The 18,410-nt window shown below is 68.4% G+C and carries 15 protein-coding genes and 1 pseudogene; 8 read left to right on the forward strand and 8 right to left on the reverse strand.

Features of this window, described 5'->3' with window-relative positions:
* Positions 1-25: 25 nt before the first annotated feature.
* Positions 26-1,015, reverse strand: coding sequence for a diphosphomevalonate decarboxylase (mvaD, locus tag I5071_RS30260; RefSeq protein WP_236516736.1), 990 nt, complete (start codon positions 1,013-1,015; stop codon positions 26-28).
* A gap of 27 nt (positions 1,016-1,042) precedes the next feature.
* A complete protein-coding gene (locus I5071_RS30265; protein WP_236516737.1) occupies positions 1,043-1,666 on the reverse strand; it encodes a hypothetical protein in 624 nt (207 codons plus the stop codon).
* 941 nt (positions 1,667-2,607) lie between these two features.
* Here I5071_RS30265 and I5071_RS30270 point away from each other — a divergent pair.
* The 7 genes from I5071_RS30270 (at position 2,608) to I5071_RS30300 (ending at position 12,403) form a co-directional block, all read left to right on the forward strand.
* On the forward strand, positions 2,608-3,603 hold the full coding sequence (locus I5071_RS30270; protein ID WP_236516738.1) for a sensor histidine kinase: 996 nt from the start codon (positions 2,608-2,610) through the stop codon (positions 3,601-3,603).
* Positions 3,604-3,620: 17 nt separating this feature from the next.
* Positions 3,621-4,391 (forward strand): LytR/AlgR family response regulator transcription factor, encoded by a 771-nt coding sequence (locus tag I5071_RS30275; RefSeq protein WP_236516739.1) that lies wholly within the window; start codon positions 3,621-3,623, stop codon positions 4,389-4,391.
* A 104-nt stretch (positions 4,392-4,495) separates the two neighbouring features.
* Complete coding sequence (locus I5071_RS30280; protein ID WP_236516740.1) at positions 4,496-5,677, forward strand: efflux RND transporter periplasmic adaptor subunit; 1,182 nt, start codon at positions 4,496-4,498, stop codon at positions 5,675-5,677.
* Positions 5,677-7,065, forward strand: coding sequence for a TolC family protein (locus I5071_RS30285; protein ID WP_236516741.1), 1,389 nt, complete (start codon positions 5,677-5,679; stop codon positions 7,063-7,065). Before I5071_RS30280 ends, I5071_RS30285 begins: the two co-directional genes overlap by 1 nt.
* 25 nt (positions 7,066-7,090) lie before the next feature.
* Positions 7,091-10,369 (forward strand): efflux RND transporter permease subunit, encoded by a 3,279-nt coding sequence (locus tag I5071_RS30290; protein ID WP_236516742.1) that lies wholly within the window; start codon positions 7,091-7,093, stop codon positions 10,367-10,369.
* A 59-nt stretch (positions 10,370-10,428) separates the two neighbouring features.
* The gene (locus tag I5071_RS47060; protein WP_419249672.1) at positions 10,429-11,349 is read left to right on the forward strand and encodes a mevalonate kinase; all 921 of its coding nucleotides are present in this window, start codon (positions 10,429-10,431) and stop codon (positions 11,347-11,349) included.
* 487 nt (positions 11,350-11,836) lie between these two features.
* Complete coding sequence (locus tag I5071_RS30300; protein ID WP_236516744.1) at positions 11,837-12,403, forward strand: hypothetical protein; 567 nt, start codon at positions 11,837-11,839, stop codon at positions 12,401-12,403.
* A 64-nt stretch (positions 12,404-12,467) separates the two neighbouring features.
* On the opposite strand, the gene I5071_RS30305 is transcribed toward I5071_RS30300, so the two are convergent.
* Both I5071_RS30305 and I5071_RS30310 read right to left on the reverse strand, forming a co-directional pair.
* Entirely contained in the window at positions 12,468-12,884 is a 417-nt protein-coding gene (locus tag I5071_RS30305) for a hypothetical protein (protein WP_236516745.1), read from the reverse strand.
* A gap of 115 nt (positions 12,885-12,999) precedes the next feature.
* Entirely contained in the window at positions 13,000-13,335 is a 336-nt protein-coding gene (locus I5071_RS30310; protein WP_236516746.1) for a hypothetical protein, read from the reverse strand.
* Between the two features lie 198 nt (positions 13,336-13,533).
* On the opposite strand from I5071_RS30310, the gene I5071_RS30315 reads away from it, so the two are divergent.
* Positions 13,534-13,950: a helix-turn-helix transcriptional regulator gene (locus I5071_RS30315; RefSeq protein ID WP_236516747.1), complete on the forward strand. Its 417-nt coding sequence runs from the start codon at positions 13,534-13,536 to the stop codon at positions 13,948-13,950.
* 28 nt (positions 13,951-13,978) lie between these two features.
* Here I5071_RS30315 and I5071_RS30320 read toward each other — a convergent pair whose 3' ends face one another.
* The 4 genes and pseudogenes from I5071_RS30320 to I5071_RS30335 form a co-directional block, all read right to left on the reverse strand.
* A complete protein-coding gene (locus tag I5071_RS30320) occupies positions 13,979-15,016 on the reverse strand; it encodes a sigma-54 interaction domain-containing protein (protein WP_236607695.1) in 1,038 nt (345 codons plus the stop codon).
* Between the two features lie 51 nt (positions 15,017-15,067).
* Positions 15,068-15,472, reverse strand: a pseudogene (locus I5071_RS30325) (GAF domain-containing protein); the annotation flags it as partial.
* A 38-nt stretch (positions 15,473-15,510) separates the two neighbouring features.
* Positions 15,511-16,605 (reverse strand): hypothetical protein, encoded by a 1,095-nt coding sequence (locus tag I5071_RS30330; RefSeq protein ID WP_236516748.1) that lies wholly within the window; start codon positions 16,603-16,605, stop codon positions 15,511-15,513.
* A 14-nt stretch (positions 16,606-16,619) separates the two neighbouring features.
* Positions 16,620-18,404 (reverse strand): hypothetical protein, encoded by a 1,785-nt coding sequence (locus I5071_RS30335; RefSeq protein WP_236516749.1) that lies wholly within the window; start codon positions 18,402-18,404, stop codon positions 16,620-16,622.
* Between the last annotated feature and the right edge of the window lie 6 nt (positions 18,405-18,410).

An 18,410-nucleotide genomic window follows, 5' to 3' on the forward strand; every position in this document is an offset into this window, starting at 1 on the left:
CGACCGACTCATCTTCTGACGGGCGCTACTGGCGCGCCTCGACGAGCTCGGCGCCCGCGCCGGGCGAGAGCGTCAGGACGCGCTGCACACCAGGAACGCTCGCGAGCGCCCGAGCCACTGCGCCGGCGTCGCGATCGTTCGTGAGTGCCTTGGGATGAGGGCCGGCGTCGCAGGTGAACCACGCAGCGACACCACTCCTGCGCAGCTCGCGGATGGCGTGCAGGCCCTCGATCGTCGGGCCGCGGAGATAGACGACACCAGGATCGGCGCTCATCGCGCACGCGTGCATGCGGAGCGCGCTCCGCTCGGTGATCTCGCCGAGCGCGTCGATGCGACGGTGCGCGATGGCATCGAGCGCCTCGTTCACGTCGCGCGTCGCGCTCGCGACCCACGCCGGGTAGTACGGACTCTCCTCCGAGCGCGTCATTCCGGACGTGGAGGACGTGCTCTTGGCCTGCTCCGAGACGACTCCGATCACGAGCCGGAGATCGTTCCAGTCCGCATGCTCTCCGGCAGGGCGCGCGACCGAGGACCACGGGTCTCCGGCAGCGCCACGGTCCAGCACGACCAGGCCGCCGAACAGCGATCGAGCCGCCGATCCCGAAGCTCGTCGGGCCAGCACCGAGAGCGCGGAGCGATCGAGCTCACGTCCCGCAGCCGCTGCGGCCGCCAGCGTGAGCGCGGCGAACCCCGAAGCCGACGAGGCGAGCCCCGCCGCCGTCGGGAAATCATTGTGACCCTCGACCTCTGCGAACAGAGCACGTGCCCCGCTCTCCGAGACGACACGATCGAGATGTCTCGACACGCGCTCGACGGTCCGCGAGTCCGCTTCTCTCCCGTCGAGGCGAACCCAGTCACGGCGCAGGCTCGGATCGAATCGCACCGACGTTCGCGTCGTCAGCCCCGCCAGCGTGATCGAGAGACTGGGAACGGCAGGCAGGTTCAGCTCCGGATCCGCCTTCCCCCAATATTTGACGAGCGCGATGTTCGCGCGCGCCTCGGCGACAGCGTGCATGACTCTCCTCCCGTGCTCGAGCGCTGGTCAGGCCGGGCTGACGGCGGTGACGCGCCGCGCGAGCTGCGCCTTCCCGAGGAGGTACATGGCGTAATAACCGATGTTGAAGACGACACCGTGCAGCACGCCGAAGAACGAGATCGACCCGATCAGCACCGCAGTGATCTCGAGCACGCCCGATGCGAACCGGTGCTTCAGGAACAAGTAGGTCCAGCGCACCACCCGGGAGTCCGAGCTCGCCATCCACGTGCGCTGGTCCATCGCATCGTTGAGCTTCTCGTCGAGCACGTACGCGCTCGTGAGGAGCCCCCAGGCGATCAAGTTGTCGGGCGTCAGCGTGAACGGCACACCGGCGGCGACGTGGATGGTCGCGATCGTCCCGAAGACCAACACCGTCGACATGGCGAATCCGACGTTGTCGATCTTCTCGCACAACAAACATCCGGCGATGATCGCGGAATAGACGACGAAGGTCTCGTCGTGCGATGCCATCCCGAAGCCGACGGACACACCGCATACGACTGCCGCGAGAATCGCAGCGTTTCTCTTGAAGAGACCATCGTCGTAGTGGAGATCGATGAATTTCGTGAGCAGGCCCCACGCGAACCAGAGCGTGAGCCTGACAACGAGCGATCCGGCGAATATCGACACGTGACCCCCCTCGAAAGACGGACGAGTGCCTCGGGGCGCGCGAGAGAACCGACCGATCCACCGCGAGCCCGCGCGGCGCCGAGCGATCGAGTCTCTCGCCAGCCCTGAGCGAGCGCGACGCGCTCCCAGTCCCAGGACGATTCGTAAGCAACGAGGCGAAGCTCGCAGTCACGCACGACTCGACACGAGTCGAGCACTCCTGCGGACACGGCAGCGAGCCACGGCGTACGTCGCCGTGGCGGCCACCTCATACGTCTACCCAGCCAATGCCCTTCCCCCGACTCGGAGCTGGATTCGAACCATTCGTGGCAGTCGCGAGCTGGTCGACTGACACGGACGGGATTTCCAACTCCCACCGACGTGGAGGTCTATAGTGAGGTGCCCATCGGCGCGCAATGCAGAGAGCGCGATTCGAAGCGCCTATTTTCGGCAACGACACACGATCACTGGATTCAGTGTCGGGAAGAGCAGAACGCCGCCGCGGCACATTATTCGATCGCTGCGCCGGTCACCCGAAGCTCTCGACCGAAGGTCGCAGCTCCGTGACGGAGGGCGCGTCTACGACGACGAGCCGTGATCGCAGCTCTGTGTATGAAGAACTATTGCGATCACAGGAGCGCTGCACGATTGGACGCTCCATCGCTGCGTTGTAGCGACTCGTAGTCCGACATGCACGTCCGGACGACGCGGAACGCCCCGCTCGTCAGCAGAAAGTGGCGGCGATCGCGCCGGTGCTCGGCGCGCGGCCCTCCGTGGACGACTTGCAACGTCTCGTCGTCTTTCGACCTCACCGCGCGCCGGGCGGTGGCACCATCGCGCGCATGCCGGTCGCTTCCACGCACGATCCGAATCGCGCGATCGAACCCACGCTCCGCACCCTCCCGATCGGGCGCTACACGGTCTACGGGGTCGTTCTGGGCGTGCTCGTCAGTTTCCTGTCCGTGGGAGTCCGTGCCGCGTACGGCGTGCCTGGATATCGACTCGGTCTGCTCGACGTCGTGCTCACCGTCGCGGTCCTCACGATGACGATGGGCACGATCTCGATCGCGTTCCGCGCCCGCGTTCGCGCAGGTGACTCGGTGTCGCGCGCGATGGCGTTCGCGACGATGGTTTCGTGCGGCGTGCTGACCGTCGTGTACGTCGGATACGGGCTCTTGCGCCGACAGTACCCATCGCTCGTCGAGCTCGAGGCGTTCGCGCCCGACAGCCTCGACTTCCAGATCGTCACCGCGCTCGCGGACGGCATTCCCGTGGTGATGCTCTGGGCTGCCGCGCTGCTCTATCCCGCCGCGCTGCGCTCCGCAGAGGACCAGCTCCGCAGCGTCGAGGGAGCTCGCCGCGAAGCCGAGCTCCTGCGGCTCCGGTCGAACCTGGAGCCGCACTTCGTCCTCAACACCCTCAACACGATCGCAGGCCTGGTCGGGCGCGATCCGCACGCGGCGCGCAGGCTGATCGGCGTGCTCGGCGACCTGTTCCGCGATGCGACGCACGACGCGCGCGAGCACTCGCTGCGCGAGGAGTTCGCCTGGCTCCAGCGCTACTCGCAGATCCTCGAAGCCCGCTACGGCGACGTGATCGCGTTCGAGTGGAAGCTCGGCGATACGACCGCCGCGATCGGAGTGCCTCGCCTCTTGTTGCAGCCGCTGGTCGAGAACGCCGTCGCGCACGGCGCGCTGCCCCGGGGCGGCGGTGGAGTCGTGAAGATCACCGCGTACTGCGCGGGCGATTCGCTGATCATGGAAGTCTGGGACAACGGCAAAGGGTTCTCGACCGAGTCCCGGCGCATCGGCGCGCGAGGACTGGAGATCGCCGAGCGACGCGCCATGCTCGAGGCACCGGGGAGTCAGCTCGACGTCGAGCGGCGCGAGGGCTGGACCGTGGTCTCGGTGAGCATGCCACTGCGGGGCTCGGTCCCTGCGCTCGTTCGAGCTGGCTGATTCATTTCGGAGCGAACATGACGGAACGTCTACGTGCGCTGGTGCTCGAGGACGAGTGGTCTGCACGCAGCTATCTGATCGAGTTGCTCCACGAGACGAAGCGAGTCCAGGTCGTCGCGGGCGTCGCGACCCTCGCGCAGGCGACCGAAGCGCTGGCCGAAGAGGCGACGCTGGGGCTCGACGTCGCGTTCGTCGACATTCGTCTCGCGAGCGAGTCTGCCCCCGACGCCGGCGTGGCGTGGATTCGCTCGCTGGAGGGCCATCCCTCGCCGCCCGGCCTGGTGATCGCGAGCGCATCACGCGAGTACGCGCTCGAGGCATATCGACTGGGCGTGCTCGACTACGTCCTCAAGCCGTATACGGCAGAGCGCGTCGCACAATGTGTCGATCGACTAGTGCGCTTGCGCGCGCCGCGTCCCGTGACGTCCGTCGTCGCACGCCGCGTCGTCGCGCGGGAGAAACGCACGCTCGTGTTCCTCGATCGCGACGAGGTCTGGGCGTTCGAGGCCGACGCTCGTCTGTCGTACGTGCACTGCGCGCGCGGCCGGCTGGACCTCGATGTCGCGCTGACTGCCATCGAGGGCTCGCTCGGTCCGCCGTTCCTGCGGGTTCACCGCAACTGGCTCGTCAACGGCGACGCCGTTCGCGGCATGGCGCGCGACAGCGGCGAGACATCTCTGCTCGTCGGCTCTCCGGACGCGCCGCTTCGCATCCCGGTCGCCCGCGATCGCGCGACGATGGTGCGCGACGCGCTGCTCGAGGGCGCGGTCGGTCTCAAGCGCTCGTAGGCGCGCGGCGCCCGGCTCGTCCGCGACTTCGGGCCGCTCGTCGGAACTGGGCAGTCCACACGTGCGCTCCGAGCAACCCTCCGATCGTCGTTCGGAGGATGCCAATGCGTACCGAGCCCTGGTTCGTGTGGATTGCCCTCTTCGCGCTCGGATGCAGCGAGCGCGCGGGCGCAGCCAGCGCTGCAGTCGGGCGCGCTCCGATCGAGATCCAGGTCGTGACGGCGGTCGCCGACGAGACACCCGACGTGCTGCGGCTCAATGGCGAGGTCGCGGCGTGGCGCACCGCAGAGCTGGCGCCGCTCGTCAGTGGCCAGGTCTCGGAGATCGTCGCCGACACCGGAACGCTCGTGCGCCAGGGCGATGTCGTCCTCCGGCTCCGCGACACCGCGGCGCGCGACGCGACGGCCGCCGCCGAGGCGATGCTGAGGCAGGCGCGAGCATCGGTTCGCGAAGGTGCCGGTGACACCGCGACGGTGCGCTCGGCTCGCGCCCGGCGCGACGCGAGCCACGACGGCTGGGAGCGTGTTCGCGCGCTCGCGGCCGCGGGATCCGCGAGCGAACGCGACTTGGTCCAAGCCGAGGCGGGCTTGCGCTCGGCCGAGGCCGAGCTGGAGGAAGCGCTGAATTCCGAGCGCGCCGCGCGTGCGGCGGCGAGGGTCGCGGGCGCCGGACTGCGCGAACGACAGCGAGAGTTGGCAGACACGGAGTTGCGCGCGCCATTCGATGGTGAAGTCGCGGCCCGGAGCGTCGAAGTCGGAGAGGTCGTCGGTCCCGAGCGCAGCGTGGTGCGGATCGTCGAGACGCTGCCGCTCCGGGTGCGGCTCGCGATTCCGCAACCTCAGGTCGGGCTCGTGCGCGAAGGAGCGGCAGTGGAGATCGGCAGTCCGTCGTTTTCTTCGCAGCACTGGACTGGCACCGTGCGGCGCCTCGCACCGGTGTTGGACCCGGAGGCGCGAACGCTGGAGGCCGAGGTCTGGATCGAGGCCGATGTGTCCGGAGACGCGCGATTGCGGCCCGGGATGTGGGTCAGCGCGGCAGTTCGCACGGGGAGGACCACGAGCCGAGTCCGCGTGACCGAGACCGCGCTGCGCAGTCGTGCCGGCATTCATCGTGTCTTCGTCGTGCAGGACGGACGTGTCGAAGAGAGGCTCGTGCATCTGTCCGACCGCCGCGACGGTCAGGCCTGGGTGGACATCGGTCTCCACGACGGCGAGGTGGTGGTGGTGATGCCGCCCGCCACGCTTCGCGACGGCGACTCGGTCGTGATCGCCGGAGAGAGCACGTGATGCCGGCGCTCCGTGGGACGCTCGCGCTGAGCGTCGCTCTCTTCCTCGTGACCGGCGCGCGAGCCCTCGCGCAAGACCCTGCGAGCGTGAGAACGGTGGACGAGGCGACGGTCGTCCGCCGCGCGCTCGAAGTGTCCCACGAGCTCCGAGAGGCCGACGCGCGCACGCGACAGGCGAGCGCGGACACGCTCTCTGCAGTCGGCGACGTGCTCCCCGACGTGGAGATCTCCGCACGTTATACGCGGCTCTCCGATGTTCCGATCGATTTCCGACGCATCGATCTGGGCGAGCCCGGCGCGCAATACGAGCTCCCCCAGCTCCTCGACCAATACGCGCTCCGCGCGGCGCTCGTCCTCCCAGTCACCGACATCCCGTTCCGGTTCGTGCCGATGCTCGACGCTGCCAGCACCGCGGAGCGAGCACGCCGCGTCGAGCAGACCGCCGTCGTGCGGAGCGTCGTGCTCGAGGCACGAATGGCGTATTTCGAGTGGGCCCGCGCCGTCGCGGTCGCCGCCGCGTTCGACGAGTCGATCGCTGCGCTGAGGGCTCAGCTCGAGCACGTTCGACGCGCGGTCGTGGCAGGCACGCTTCCGCGGGTCGACCTGGTCTCGCTCGAGAGTCAGCTCGCGTCGCTCCAGCAGCAGCACCTCGACGCGCTCGAGCAGGCCGAGCTGACGCAGTCCGCGTTGTGCGTGCGCCTCGCATGGCCGGAGTGCGAGGCGATGACACCCGCCGAAGAGACGGCGCAGACGATCGCGCACACGACGATCTCCGACGCGATCGCGAGCGCACGAGCGATGCGCCCCGAGCTCACCGCGCTCTCGCTCGATCTCGCGGCGATCGGTCGCCGGCGCGATGCCGCGATGGCGTCACTCCTGCCCTCGATTGCGATGGTGGGTGTGCTCGACTACGCGGCGCCCCATCCGCGCGCATTCGGCCGCGACGATCTCACTCCGCTCTTGTCGTGGGAGCTCGGCGCCGTCGCGTCGTTCTCCACCGGTGCGGCATTCGACGCTGCCGCGGAGCTGAGCCGTCTCGATGCGCTGCAGGCGCAGCTCGAGGCGCAGCGCGATCGATGGGTCGCCGAGATCGACGAGTCGGTCCGCGGTGTCTTGATCAGCTGTCGGCGCGCCGCCGAGCGCGTCGAGCTCGCTCGAGAGAACGTGCGCCTCGCGGAAGAGCTGGCGGTCGTGAGGCGCGCCGAGCGACGGGCCGGCGTCAGCCTCGAGGCCGAGGCGCGACAAGCCGAGGCCGCATTGCTCCGCGCGCGACGCGAGCACGCGGAGGCGACGCTCGCGCAGCGCGCAGCCCATGCGCGTCTGGAGCACGCAACGGGCGTCCCCGCGGACGAGCTCGCGATCGCGAGGCGCGGCGTCGTCGGCGACTGACGCGCGAACAGAGAGGAGCACGGCAATGCAGTGGCTCGCCGAGGTCTGCGTACGCAGGCCCGTCTTCACGTGGGTGTTGGTCGCGACACTGACGGTCGTCGGTCTGATCGGACTGAGCGGCCTCGGTGTGAGCCGATTTCCCGACGTCCAGGTCCCGTACGTCGTCGTCACGACGATCGCGCCGGGGAGCTCACCTCGACAGGTCGAGAGCGAGATCACCGACCGCATCGAAGAGGCGATCAACGGAATCGGCGGGCTCGAGCTGCTCGAGTCGCGGAGCCTGGAGGGCGCGTCGATCGTCGTCGCGGAGTTCCGGCTCGAGGTCGACCTGCGCGACGCGACGCAGCAAGTCCGCGACCGCGTCGGCCGAATGACCAGCACGCTGCCCGCGAACGCCGAGGCGCCTCAGATCGAGGCGTTCGATCCGACCGCCGCGCCGGTCGTGCTGCTCACCCTGCGCGGTCCGCTCGAGAGTCGCGAGCTGGGAGAGATCGCGCGCACCGACGTTCGCCGGCGCCTCGAAACGGTCCCGGGCGTCGCGTCGGTGACGGTCGTGGGCGGCGCAGAGCGGCAGTTCCGAGTCGTCGTCGATCTGGATCGTGCATCGGCGTTCGGGCTCTCGGCGAGTGACGTCGCCCAAGCGATCGCCGCGCAGAACGTCGAGGCACCGGGAGGGATGTTGAGCGCGGGTGAGCGCTCGCTGCGAGTCCGGGTGCGAGCGCGCGCGGAGACGCTCGAAGCGCTGCGCAGTCTCGCGCTCACGTCGCGCGGCGGCACGGCGGTGAGGCTCGGAGACATCGCGGACGTGATCGACGACGAGGCGCCGTTCACGTCACTCGCGCTCCGTGATGGTGAAGAGTCGGTCGTGCTCGCGGTGCGGAAGCGCTCGGGCTCGAACACCGTCGCGGTGGTCGATGCGGTGCGCCAGGAGGTGAGCGCGCTCGCCGGCGAGCTGCCCCACGGCGTCGAGCTCGAGGTGGCGCGCGACGAGAGCGAGTACGTGCGGCACGCGGTCTCGGCGGTGGGCGAGCACTTGATCGTCGGCGCACTGCTCGCGGCGCTGACCGTCCTCCTGTTCCTGCGGAGCTGGCGTGCGACGGTGATCGCGGCGCTCGCGATCCCGACCTCGATCGTCGCGACGTTCGCGCTGATTCGCGCCGCCGGTCTGGCGCTCGACACCATGACGCTGCTCGGCCTGACGCTCTCGGTCGGCATCGTGATCGACGACGCGATCGTGGTGCTCGAGAACATCGCGCGCTTCATCGAGGAGAAGGCGCTGCCGCCGATGGAAGCCGCGATCGAGGCGACGCGAGAGATCGGTCTCGCGGTGCTCGCGACGACGCTCTCGTTGGTCGCGGTGTTCCTCCCCGTCGGGCTGATGGGCGGTCTGGTCGGACGCTTCCTCGCGAGCTTCGGACTGACGATGTCGTTCGCGATCCTCGTGTCGATGGGAATCGCGTTCACCCTGACTCCGATGCTCTGTGCACGATGGCTGCGCATCAAACGTCATGCGCCCGAAGCAGAGCGAGAGTCGAGACCGGACCTCGGATTCGACGATCCCACGCTCGCGATGAAGGTCCCGCCTCATCTCCTCGCGCGGGCCTCGGCGGAGAGCGACCCGGCGCCCGAGCCGCGGGACGAAGAGATCGCGACGTATCGCGCGGTGCGTCGGAGCAGCGTCGAGATCGAGAGCCGCCTCGAGCGCGCGTACGTCTGGACGCTCGCCTGGGTGATGGAGCATCGCTGGGCCGGAGCGATCGCGATCGCGACGACTCTGCTGTCGACGATTCCGCTGCTCGCAGTCGTGCCCGGCGAGTTCATCCCCGCCGAGGACGAGTCGAGATTCGAGGTGACGGTCCGGGCGCCAGAGGGCCAGTCGCTCGAGGCGACAGGACTGCTCGCCGAGCGCGTCGCGCGCGCGATGCGCGAGATGCCGGAGGTCGTGCACACGATCACCACGGTCGGGAGCCCGCCGGGCGATCCCACCGGACGAGCGCCGCACGAGGCGAGCATCTACGTCGAGCTGGTGGGCCCGAACGATCGCGCGATGACCCAGCAGGAGCTGATGAGCCGCGTTCGGCGCGAGGTGTTTCCGACGTTCGCGTCCCAGGCGAGCCGACTGATGGTCGGCGCGATCGACGAATTCGGCAGCAGCGGCGCGGACGCGGCGCCGATCCAGTACGTGCTGCGCGGCCCCGACGTGGAGCATCTCGCGGAGTACGCCCATCGCATGTTGGACGAGGCTCGCCAGATTCCTGGCACGGTCGATCACGGTCTGACGCTCGAGGTCGGCAGCCCCGAGCTCTCGCTGGAGATCGACACCACGCGCGCCGTCGATCTGGGCGTGCGCGTCGTCGACGTCGCGAACGTGCTGCAGATCGTCACTGCCGATCTCGAGGTCGGTCAGATCGAGGCCGATGGACGTCAGGTTCCGATCGTGCTCGGCAGCTCGGAGGTCGCTCGCTCCGACCCGGCACGACTGAGCCTCGCGACGGTGACCAACGAGTCGGGCCAGCCGATCCCGCTCGCGCAGGTCGTGCGGTTCGTCGAGACCCGTGGGCCGGGTGAGATCGCGCGCGGTCAGCGCCAGCGACAAGTGCGGATCTTCATGGGGCTCGAGCCCGGTGCATCGGAGGACGCAGTGACGGAGTCGCTGGATTCGATCGCCGCGGGTCTGGAGATGGATCCCGGCTACCGCGCCGACACCGGTGGTCGGGCGCGCGAGCAGGAGCGCGCGAACGAAGCGTTCCAGTTCGCATTCGGCATGGCGATCGTGTTCATGTATCTGGTGCTCGCGGCACAATTCGGGAGCTGGATCCATCCGATCACGATCCTCGCATCTCTCCCCCTGACGATTCCGTTCGCGCTCTTCTCCATCGCGGTCACCGGGCAGTCGCTCAACGTGTTCACGAGCCTCGGCCTCCTCGTGCTGTTCGGGATCGTGAAGAAGAATTCGATTCTGCAGGTGGACCACGTGCGCGCGCTCCGACGCAAAGGAATGTCGCGCGCCGAGGCGATCTTGGTCGGGAACCGCGAGCGCCTTCGCCCGATCTTGATGACCACGCTCGCGTTCGTGGCAGGCATGGCGCCATTGGTGATCTCGAGCGGCGCGGGCGCGGCGACGAATCACGCGATCGCAATCGGCGTGATGGGCGGTCAGACACTCTCTCTGGGGCTCACGCTGCTGGTCACTCCCGTCATCTACAGCTGGCTGGACGACCTCTCGCACATGAAGCTGGCGACGCGGCTGTTTGCACTGCTTCGTCGTCCGCGCGAGCTGCTGCAGGCGCGCACACCGGGCTGACGGAGGGACGCATGGAAGAGATGACACAGGGCGTCACCGTCACGGCCCCGGGCAAAGTGATGGTGTCCGGCGAGTACGTGGTGCTCGAGGGTGCCCCGGCCGTGGTGGCCGCGGTCTCGGCGCGCGCCCGGATTCGATTGCTGCCGGGCAGCGCGGACTCCGCAGCATGCGTACCGCCCGAGGCGATTCACGCGAGGCGTCTCGCAGAGGCCGCATTCGGGGCGGTTCCCGGGGCGCTCTCGGTCGATGCCAGTCCGCTTCGCGACGGGGCTCGAAAGCTCGGCCTCGGATCATCGGCGGCGGGCGCGGCAGGGACGGTCGCGGCGGTCGCCGCGGCGCACGGCATCGATATCGACGGAGTCGAATATCGAGCGCGGGAGTTGTTGCCTCTCGCGCTGGCCGGTCATCGCGCCGTGGCGCCCGAAGGGAGCGGCGCCGACATCGCAGCATCGATGCTCGGTGGATTCGTGCGCTTCGAGCGCCGAGGAGAGGACGTCGACGCGCGCCCCCTCGAATGGCCGTCGAGCCTGCGAACGATGATCGTCTGGACCGGCATGCCCGTGCGAACGAGCGACATGATCCATCGGGTCAAGCAGCTCGCCGCGACCGAGCCGAAGGCGTACGCGCGGATCGGAGAGCGGCTGGCGGACGCTGCGCGCGCGCTGCTCTCCGCGATCGAGCGGGGCGACGTCGGAAAGGCGATCGAGGCCGCCGGAGAGCACGGGGCTGCGATGCACGCCCTCGGCGCGGCGGCAGGCGCGCCGATCGTCACGGACGAGCTGTCGGCGATCGCGAAGCTCGCGCGCGACGTGAACGGAGCCGCGAAGCCGTCGGGAGCAGGCGGTGGTGATGTCGCGATCGCGTTCGTGCCCGACGAGCGCGCCGCGAGTGAGCTCGCACGTGCGTGTGATGCAGCGGGATGGAGGGCGCTCGATCTGCGCCTCGGTGACGACGGCCCGCAGCTCGCCCCACGCGGATGAGACGATCAGAGTCGGCTCGCCAGCGCCGAGCGAAGCACTGCAGATCCAGATGTTCTGGGCGGCTTGATGGACGAGCATCCCGCGACCATCGAGCGTGACCGCGCCGGCGGCCGAAGCATCGCGCAGTAGAGCGCCCAGTGCTCCCCCCACCGCTCGCGAGCCAGAGCCGACGGACGTCGAACCCGAAGGCCCACGTCAGACGCTCGGGCCGAGCCAACCGTCAAGACCCGCTCGGGCTATGGCTCCAGCGTCCGGTTCGTCCGATCACCGGGTGTGCGTCGTCGAACGGACGATGTGGAGACGGAGGCGGACAATGACGACACTCGTGGAGAAGCTCGGGAAGCTCGTCGCAGAGACGCGTGGTCGGTACATGAATCCGGACCCGGCCAGGCCCCTGGAAGTGGGAACGTTCGGAAGAGTCAGCAACGGAGTGATGCACCCCGCTGGCCGACTCGATCGATGGTTCCGCGCGGTCGGAGTCGAGGGGATGGCCCTCGAGCGCAAGCCGTCGAACATCACCGAGGCGAGCACGCTCGCTTCCATCGGAGTGCGGGAGACCACCCTCAGCCTGTCCGGAACGTCGCAAGCGGGCGCGTTCGGGAATGCGAAGGTCGGCCTCGAGATCACGTTCACCGCGAAGGACCAGTTCTACTTCCACGTCCCTGGTCTGCGATTCGTGGGCATCGAGGACATGTGGCGCATCGGTGAGAAGCTCGTGGAGCTCGCGCGGCGAGACTCTCACGATCCGCAATTCTGGGAGGACGACTGGTGCGTCGTCACCGGCATCTACGAGGTGCCCTCGATGCTTCGCGTCCTTTCGCAGGAAGCCGGCGAGAAGGTCGCGCTGACTGCGGCGGGCGCGGGCACGGTCGACGCGCTCTACGAGATCGGCGCGGACTTCGGCTTCGTCTCGCAGAACAATTCATCGGTCGTGCTTCGCGAGACGTATCGCGCGACGACCAGCAACTGTGTCGCGTTCTACGAGATGCACAAGGTCCACTGGGACATCTTCGGGAACAAGTGGTGGAAGAGCACGACTGATCTGAACCCGTGAGAGAGCGAGCAGAGGCCAGGCGAGCCGTCTCCTGCGAGCCGGCTCGCCTGGCGATCCACACGCGTCACTCCGGATAGTCGATCTCGAGGTTCCCGTGCCAGTCGCCGGCAAGCTTCATGCGGTCCCGGCTCTTCGGCCAATAGCGCACACCGGCGAACCGAGCCTCGACGTGATTGCTGCGGTTCCCGCTGCATTCGTCACAGTGGTCGACGAGCTCGAGCGGGTGCTCGGCGCTCGCCCACTGCTTGTCGATGCTGCGGCCGAGCACGCTGCGCTTGATGTGCCCTTCGAACCGGACTCGGCCCTCCGCCGTGAGCTCGAGACGAAGGTACACACCATCACCGCGCAACACCTGCAGCGTCTTCGAGTAGGACTCCCACCGAGCGTCGCAGATGTCGATCGCGGGCCCGCCGTAGTCGACGTACTTCACCTTGACGCTCTTGTCGGTCTTGATCGACGTTCCGAACGGAAGCTCTGCCATGAGCACCTCCCGATGCGACAACCGCATCTCGCGTCGAAGCTATGTCGGCGCGCGAGATTGCGAATGACCCACTCGGGTCATCAGCTGGCGTTCATTGCGCAGGCATCAGCTTCGTTCAGCGCGATCGGCCGCCCCGAATCTCGTTCGACCGCCAGGCGACCTCGATCTCCCATCGGTGCTCGGCGAACGCCGACTGCACGGGCCCAACGACGAGAACGCCGTCGACGAGACAGTACAGCGTGAGATGACTTCGGCGATCTCCGATGAACGAGAATGTGGCGGAGACGCGGTGCCGCGATGTGCGATCTGCTCGATAGTCGACGGACACGCTGCACCGACCGGAATGCACCGTGCGATCGTCGACGGGGATCCGTTGCCCGTTGTGAACGACGGACACCACGGCGATCCCTGCACCGCCTCGCCAGGTCGCCACGAGCGAGATCGCGTGCACGGGAGACTTCGTCCTCTCCATACCCCACCGACGGAGCAACGGTCGTACCTCGTGCGCTCCGCCGCGCGTCCGCTTGTCGCGTCCTCTCCAGAGCACGCGCGACGCGTCGTGAGTGTCCTCTCCAGAGGGCGCGCACGTCGTATCTCCTCGCGATCGAAAGGGCCAACGCCCGGCGTTGCGCTTGCACTTCGAGCGCGCATGCTCGATCCGCTCGACGAGCCCATGCATGCCGTGCTCGACACCAGTGGCACGCTCCTCTTGGCGACTCGTGCCTTCCGTCGCTGGGCGCAGTCCGCTCAACTGACGGAGATCGGAGCGGTCGTGCGTGCCACCGCAAGAGGCGTGCGGCACGAGAGCCCGAAGGACTTCGCCCTCCAGCTCACACCGATCAGCGGTTGCGAGGGCGATGGGTACCTGGTGATCGTCCGCCCGCGCCGCGTGTCGTCACTGTCTCGCCGCCAGCTCGAGGTGGCGGAGCTCGCTGCGGTGGGCGCGACCGTTCGCGAGATCGGAGCGGCGCTTGGTATCAGCACCAACACGGTGCGGCAACATCTCAAGGCCGTCTACGCCGAGCTCGGTGTCGCGAATCGAGTGGAGCTCGCGCGCGCGGTGTGAGCGCCGGAGTCACACCTCCGAGTGTCGTTCAAGTCTCGCGGTGCAGGCCATGAACTCGAATGAGCGTGTAGACGTACGAGCGAGCGACATCGAGCTGGCGAGCGGTCTCGGTGATGTTCCAGTCGGTCGATTCCAGGATGGCTAGCACGTGAGCACGCTGGAACCGGCGCGTCGCTTCCTGCAGCGTGAGCGTCTCGTCCTGCCCCGGGACGGCATCATTCGTCGGGAAGAGGTCACGGACCTCCACGCGGCCGACCCCTCGCATGTGCGCGTGAAGCACCGCCGATTCGATGCGATTCGCGAGCTCACGAACGTTTCCCGGCCACTCGAGCGCGGCGAGCGTGCGCAGGACCTCGGGTGAGAGCCGCGATACCTCGAGCTCGTGGCGTCGCGCGGCGGACCGACAGAAGTGAACGGCCAGTGGGATCACATCCTCGATCCGCTCCGCAAGGGACGGTATGCGCGCCTCGAAGACCTTGAGACGATAGAACAGGTCCTCACGAAATCGCCGCTGTGCGACGGCGGTGGGCAATGCCACGTTCGTCGCCGCGATGATCCTGACGTCGGCGCGTCGCGCGTTCGTCGATCCCAATCGATAGTAGGTGCGGTCCTGCAGCAGCTGCAGGAGCTTCGCCTGCGACGAGAGCGCCAGCTCGCCGATCTCGTCGAGGAACAACGTTCCTCCCTCCGCCGCCTCCACCTTCCCGCGAACGCCTCCGCGAGGCACGGCGGAATGCGCGCCCGGGTCGGCGCCGAAGAGCTCGTTCTCGAGCAACGACTCGGGGATCGCGGCGCAGTTGATCTCGACGAAAGGTCGGTGCCGGCGGTTGCTCGCGGCGTGGATCGCGTTCGCGAACAGCGTCTTGCCGGTACCCGATTGGCCCGTGAGCAGCACGTGCACGTCGAGCGGAGCCACGAGTCGGAGCTGTTCCACGATCCGCCGCACGAGCGGACTCCGGGACACGATCCCGGAGAACGCGCTCTCGTGCGTCACGTCCGGAAGCTCGCTCGAGTTGCGATGCAAGAGCAGCTCGGCGATCGGCGCGAGCGCCTGCGCGAAGAACATCACGTGCTCGCCGGTCGCCGAATCGTCGAGCCCCGACGACGCGCCCTCGCGCTGCCCCTGGAGGTAGACCACACCGACCGGTCGCTCGCGACCGATCGGCGCGCAGAGGACGGCCTCGATCTCGTGCTCACGCACGCTCCCGAGCGCCGAGAACCGATCGTCGTGCATCGCCGAGGGCGTGAGGATCAGCTCGCCCGTCGCGATCGCCTCCGCGACGATCCCACGTGAGAACGTGCCGCGGATCTCGTCGATCCTCACGGTGTCGCAGCCCTCCGACACCCACCAACGCGCCCTGTCGTCGTCCTCGCCGCGGAGCTCGATGTAGGCCTCGCGCGCGCCCGTGACCTCGAGGAGAACGGCGAGCGCGCTCCGAAGCATCGGCTCGGGCGCATCGTGTGAGCCCAGCTCCAGGAGCTTCCGATAGAAGTCGCGCTCGCGATGAACGTCGAGGGTCATCGGCGACGAGGATACTCCGCGTCACCGTGAGAGCGGAGTCACGGCGGCTTGCGGAGCGCATCCAGACCCCGCGCGGCGTAGTCGTCGCGGAGCGCTCGCACCGAGTCGCGTGATTCTCCAGTCGAGCGCGCCACGAGATCGATCGAGTGCCCGGTCGCGAGCATGATCAGGGCCCGCGCGCGCGCCCGCTCGCCTTCGTCGTCGGTCTCCTCGGCACGCTCACGGAGCTTCGCGTCGACGAACCCGGCGGGAGCGAGATCGGCGTCGGCGACGGGCGGATCGCTCGAGCTCGCGTGAGGGAAGAACAACAGCTCGTCGCCCGCGATCGAGATCCGGAACCGCGTGCTCAGCGAGATCACCGCGATCAAGGTTCGCTCGCCCGATTCGTCGAGCGCAGCGACGTCGTAGAGCGTGGCCCCCGGACAGAGCGTCGGATGATCGGTGAGCGTCCGCAGGAAGTCGGACCCTCCGGGCAGCGAGACCTGCACGCGCGGAACGAGCTCGAGCGCGCGAGCGCGAAGGTCCTGCCCGACGAGAGGCGCAACCGGCAGCTCGTCGATCGCAGGCGGATGCTCGAACCCGTTCTTGCGAAGGAGATCGACTGCCTCCTGGAACGCGAGCTCGAGCACCGGCCGCAGCACCGATTTCGTATCGGGGTCCACTCGCCCCGAGCGCGTCGAGAGCCGCGTGGCGGGTTGGAAGAACTCGGGCGCCTGCATGCCGTCGGGATCGGTGACGAAGAGAAGATTCGCGACGCTGCGCGCGCCCTCCGGCGCTCCGTCGTCGAAGAACTTCAGCGCGACGCCGATGAGGTAGTCGTTGAGTGGCGTGCGCCCGCACTCCACCTGCAGCATCCGCGGCTCGGGCGTGTTCGAGAAGCGCGCGAGGGCGATCTGCGGGCGCGCGAGCGGGCCTCCCAGAGCGACGCGCGGAGTCCATGACACGAGCGCATACGCGCCCTGCGAGTGGAAGACGCGCGGATATCCCTCCGGACGTAGATCGCCGCGGTGTCGGAACACGATTCCGAGGCGGTGAGCGTTCGTCTGGTCCTGATATGCCTCGTCACCGGGCTGCGGCATCGGCGTGTCCGACGGGACGCAACGGTCCCAGAGCCACTGCAGCGCAGGGCTCACGCTCGGGGGCCACATCAGATCGCCACCCACAACCGCAGCCGCTTCAGCTCGAAGTCGGCCGCTCCGAGCGCGGCCTCCTCGTCCTGGAGATGCGTCATCAGCGTGACCAGGATCGCGTGATCCGCCTCGTCGAGCACCGCAGGGTCGTCCGGGCTCCGTCGGACGTAGCGCTCGGGATTGGCGTCGATATCGACCCAGCGTCCGTACTTCGTATTCGACAGGACGTCGGCGAGCAGACACTGCATGAGCGCATCACCACGCTCCGGCGCTGCTCGCTCGAGCCAGTCGGCGTACTCGGGCTCGGGCGGCGACTTCGCGCGCAGCGCGAATGCCGCGAACGCGGGGTCGCCTCCGACGTCCCACTGCTGATCGTTCGCCCAGGTATGGAAGAACGTCGCGTGATAGATGGCGTGGTGAACGAGCTTGCGCAGGTCGTCGACCCTCGCAATCGGGGGGACGGGGCCCGCGCTCCAGGGTCTACCGGCGGGCGCGCGCCGCGCGTGCCCGATGGCAGCGTGGAACCGCTCGATCTCCCCCCAGTGCGCGCGGATCGCGGCGTCGTTGGCCTCGAACCAGGCCTCGAGGAACGCGTCGACACCGCGCGCGAACGCGGCGCCGGCCCGTCGATACCGGCTCGACGGATGCGGCGTGGGAGGGACCCACGTGCTCCACGCGTTCCGTTCCAGCACCTCGGTCAAGACAGTGCCGAACGCTTCGGCCGCGAGACCGCTCGTGACCGCCAGGATGCTGCCTTCGCCGAACACGAGCGGGACACCGAGGTCGTCGATCTCGACGACGGAGCGAAGGAAGGGTCTGAGGAGCGAGAAGACGGGGCTCTGCGCGTCCCCTTCGAACATGGCGTCGACGGCGCGCCGATAGACCTCGGTCACGACGTGACCACGGCCGAGGTGCCCGCGGAGCTGCCCGTCGAGCAGGAGCGCGGTCCGCGCGCAATGCTCCGCGTACTGCCACGCTGCTCCGGCGCTCGGCTCGTAGCGTTGATGTTGGGTGCCGTGGAACGCGACCGAGATTGCCTTCACCGTGCGCGCCGACGGGTCTCCGGTGAGCTCGATGCGTACCGAAGGGGCGAAGTAGCCCGCCGAACTCCCTTGAAGAGCTCGCCAGTCGATGTCGATCACGTCCTGATCGGGATCGTGCGGCGAGAGTCCGTCGAACAGGAGCTCGGCGAGCGCGGGGCGCCGCGGTGCCGGCACCTCGATGGGATACGCTGGATCGACCAGGCGCGCGTGCTTCGCCCACTCGGCGTAGCCCTCGTGCATCCCGGCGCGGGCCCACGACTTCGACTGCTGCTCCGCGTCGGCGAACGACGGCAGGGGATTCGCGCGATTGGTGAACCACATCGACCGCGTGAACGCGAGGAGCGCCGTCCGATCGTCGGGGTACACGCCCGCGTGCGAGCCGACGTACGCATGCAGCGCGAGCATCGCGATCGGCCGCGCGATCACGCGCGACGCGTATTCTTCGTGCCAGCGCGAGTCCCGCTCACCGGGCGGCGGATTCAACAGCGCATTGGCGACCCGACCGGTGGAGAGCGCGATGAGCTCCGACGCGAGCGCCCAGGAGCCCTCGTCGAGATTCGCGAGCAGCGAGACGAATGCCACGCGCCGCTCGAACGGGTCCGAGGTGGCCACGCCGGCCTTTTGGAGGAGCGCGTCGAGCAAGCCCCAGTCTGGGTGCTCCGGTACATTGAACATCGCGAGACCGCCGCTCGCGTCCGGCAGCTTCAGATCGAACGCGTCATCGCCGATGTGGAATTGCAGCACTCGGTCAGAGCTCATCCGACT

Source organism: Sandaracinus amylolyticus (assembly GCF_021631985.1).
In the GTDB taxonomy this organism is placed as follows: domain Bacteria; phylum Myxococcota_A; class Polyangia; order Polyangiales; family Sandaracinaceae; genus Sandaracinus; species Sandaracinus amylolyticus_A.

Excerpts from the sequence above, each read along its gene's own strand:
- mvaD (WP_236516736.1), bottom strand. The coding sequence starts at position 1,015 with ATGCACGCTGTCGCCGAGGCGCGCGCGAACATCGCGCTCGTCAAATAT.
- I5071_RS30275 (WP_236516739.1), top strand. The coding sequence starts at position 3,621 with ATGACGGAACGTCTACGTGCGCTGGTGCTCGAGGACGAGTGGTCTGCA.
- I5071_RS30280 (WP_236516740.1), top strand. The coding sequence starts at position 4,496 with ATGCGTACCGAGCCCTGGTTCGTGTGGATTGCCCTCTTCGCGCTCGGA.
- I5071_RS30285 (WP_236516741.1), top strand. The coding sequence starts at position 5,677 with ATGCCGGCGCTCCGTGGGACGCTCGCGCTGAGCGTCGCTCTCTTCCTC.
- I5071_RS30290 (WP_236516742.1), top strand. The coding sequence starts at position 7,091 with ATGCAGTGGCTCGCCGAGGTCTGCGTACGCAGGCCCGTCTTCACGTGG.
- I5071_RS47060 (WP_419249672.1), top strand. The coding sequence starts at position 10,429 with ATGGTGTCCGGCGAGTACGTGGTGCTCGAGGGTGCCCCGGCCGTGGTG.
- I5071_RS30300 (WP_236516744.1), top strand. The coding sequence starts at position 11,837 with ATGGCCCTCGAGCGCAAGCCGTCGAACATCACCGAGGCGAGCACGCTC.
- I5071_RS30305 (WP_236516745.1), bottom strand. The coding sequence starts at position 12,884 with ATGGCAGAGCTTCCGTTCGGAACGTCGATCAAGACCGACAAGAGCGTC.
- I5071_RS30315 (WP_236516747.1), top strand. The coding sequence starts at position 13,534 with ATGCTCGATCCGCTCGACGAGCCCATGCATGCCGTGCTCGACACCAGT.
- I5071_RS30320 (WP_236607695.1), bottom strand. The coding sequence starts at position 15,016 with ATGTTCTTCGCGCAGGCGCTCGCGCCGATCGCCGAGCTGCTCTTGCAT.
- I5071_RS30335 (WP_236516749.1), bottom strand. The coding sequence starts at position 18,404 with ATGAGCTCTGACCGAGTGCTGCAATTCCACATCGGCGATGACGCGTTC.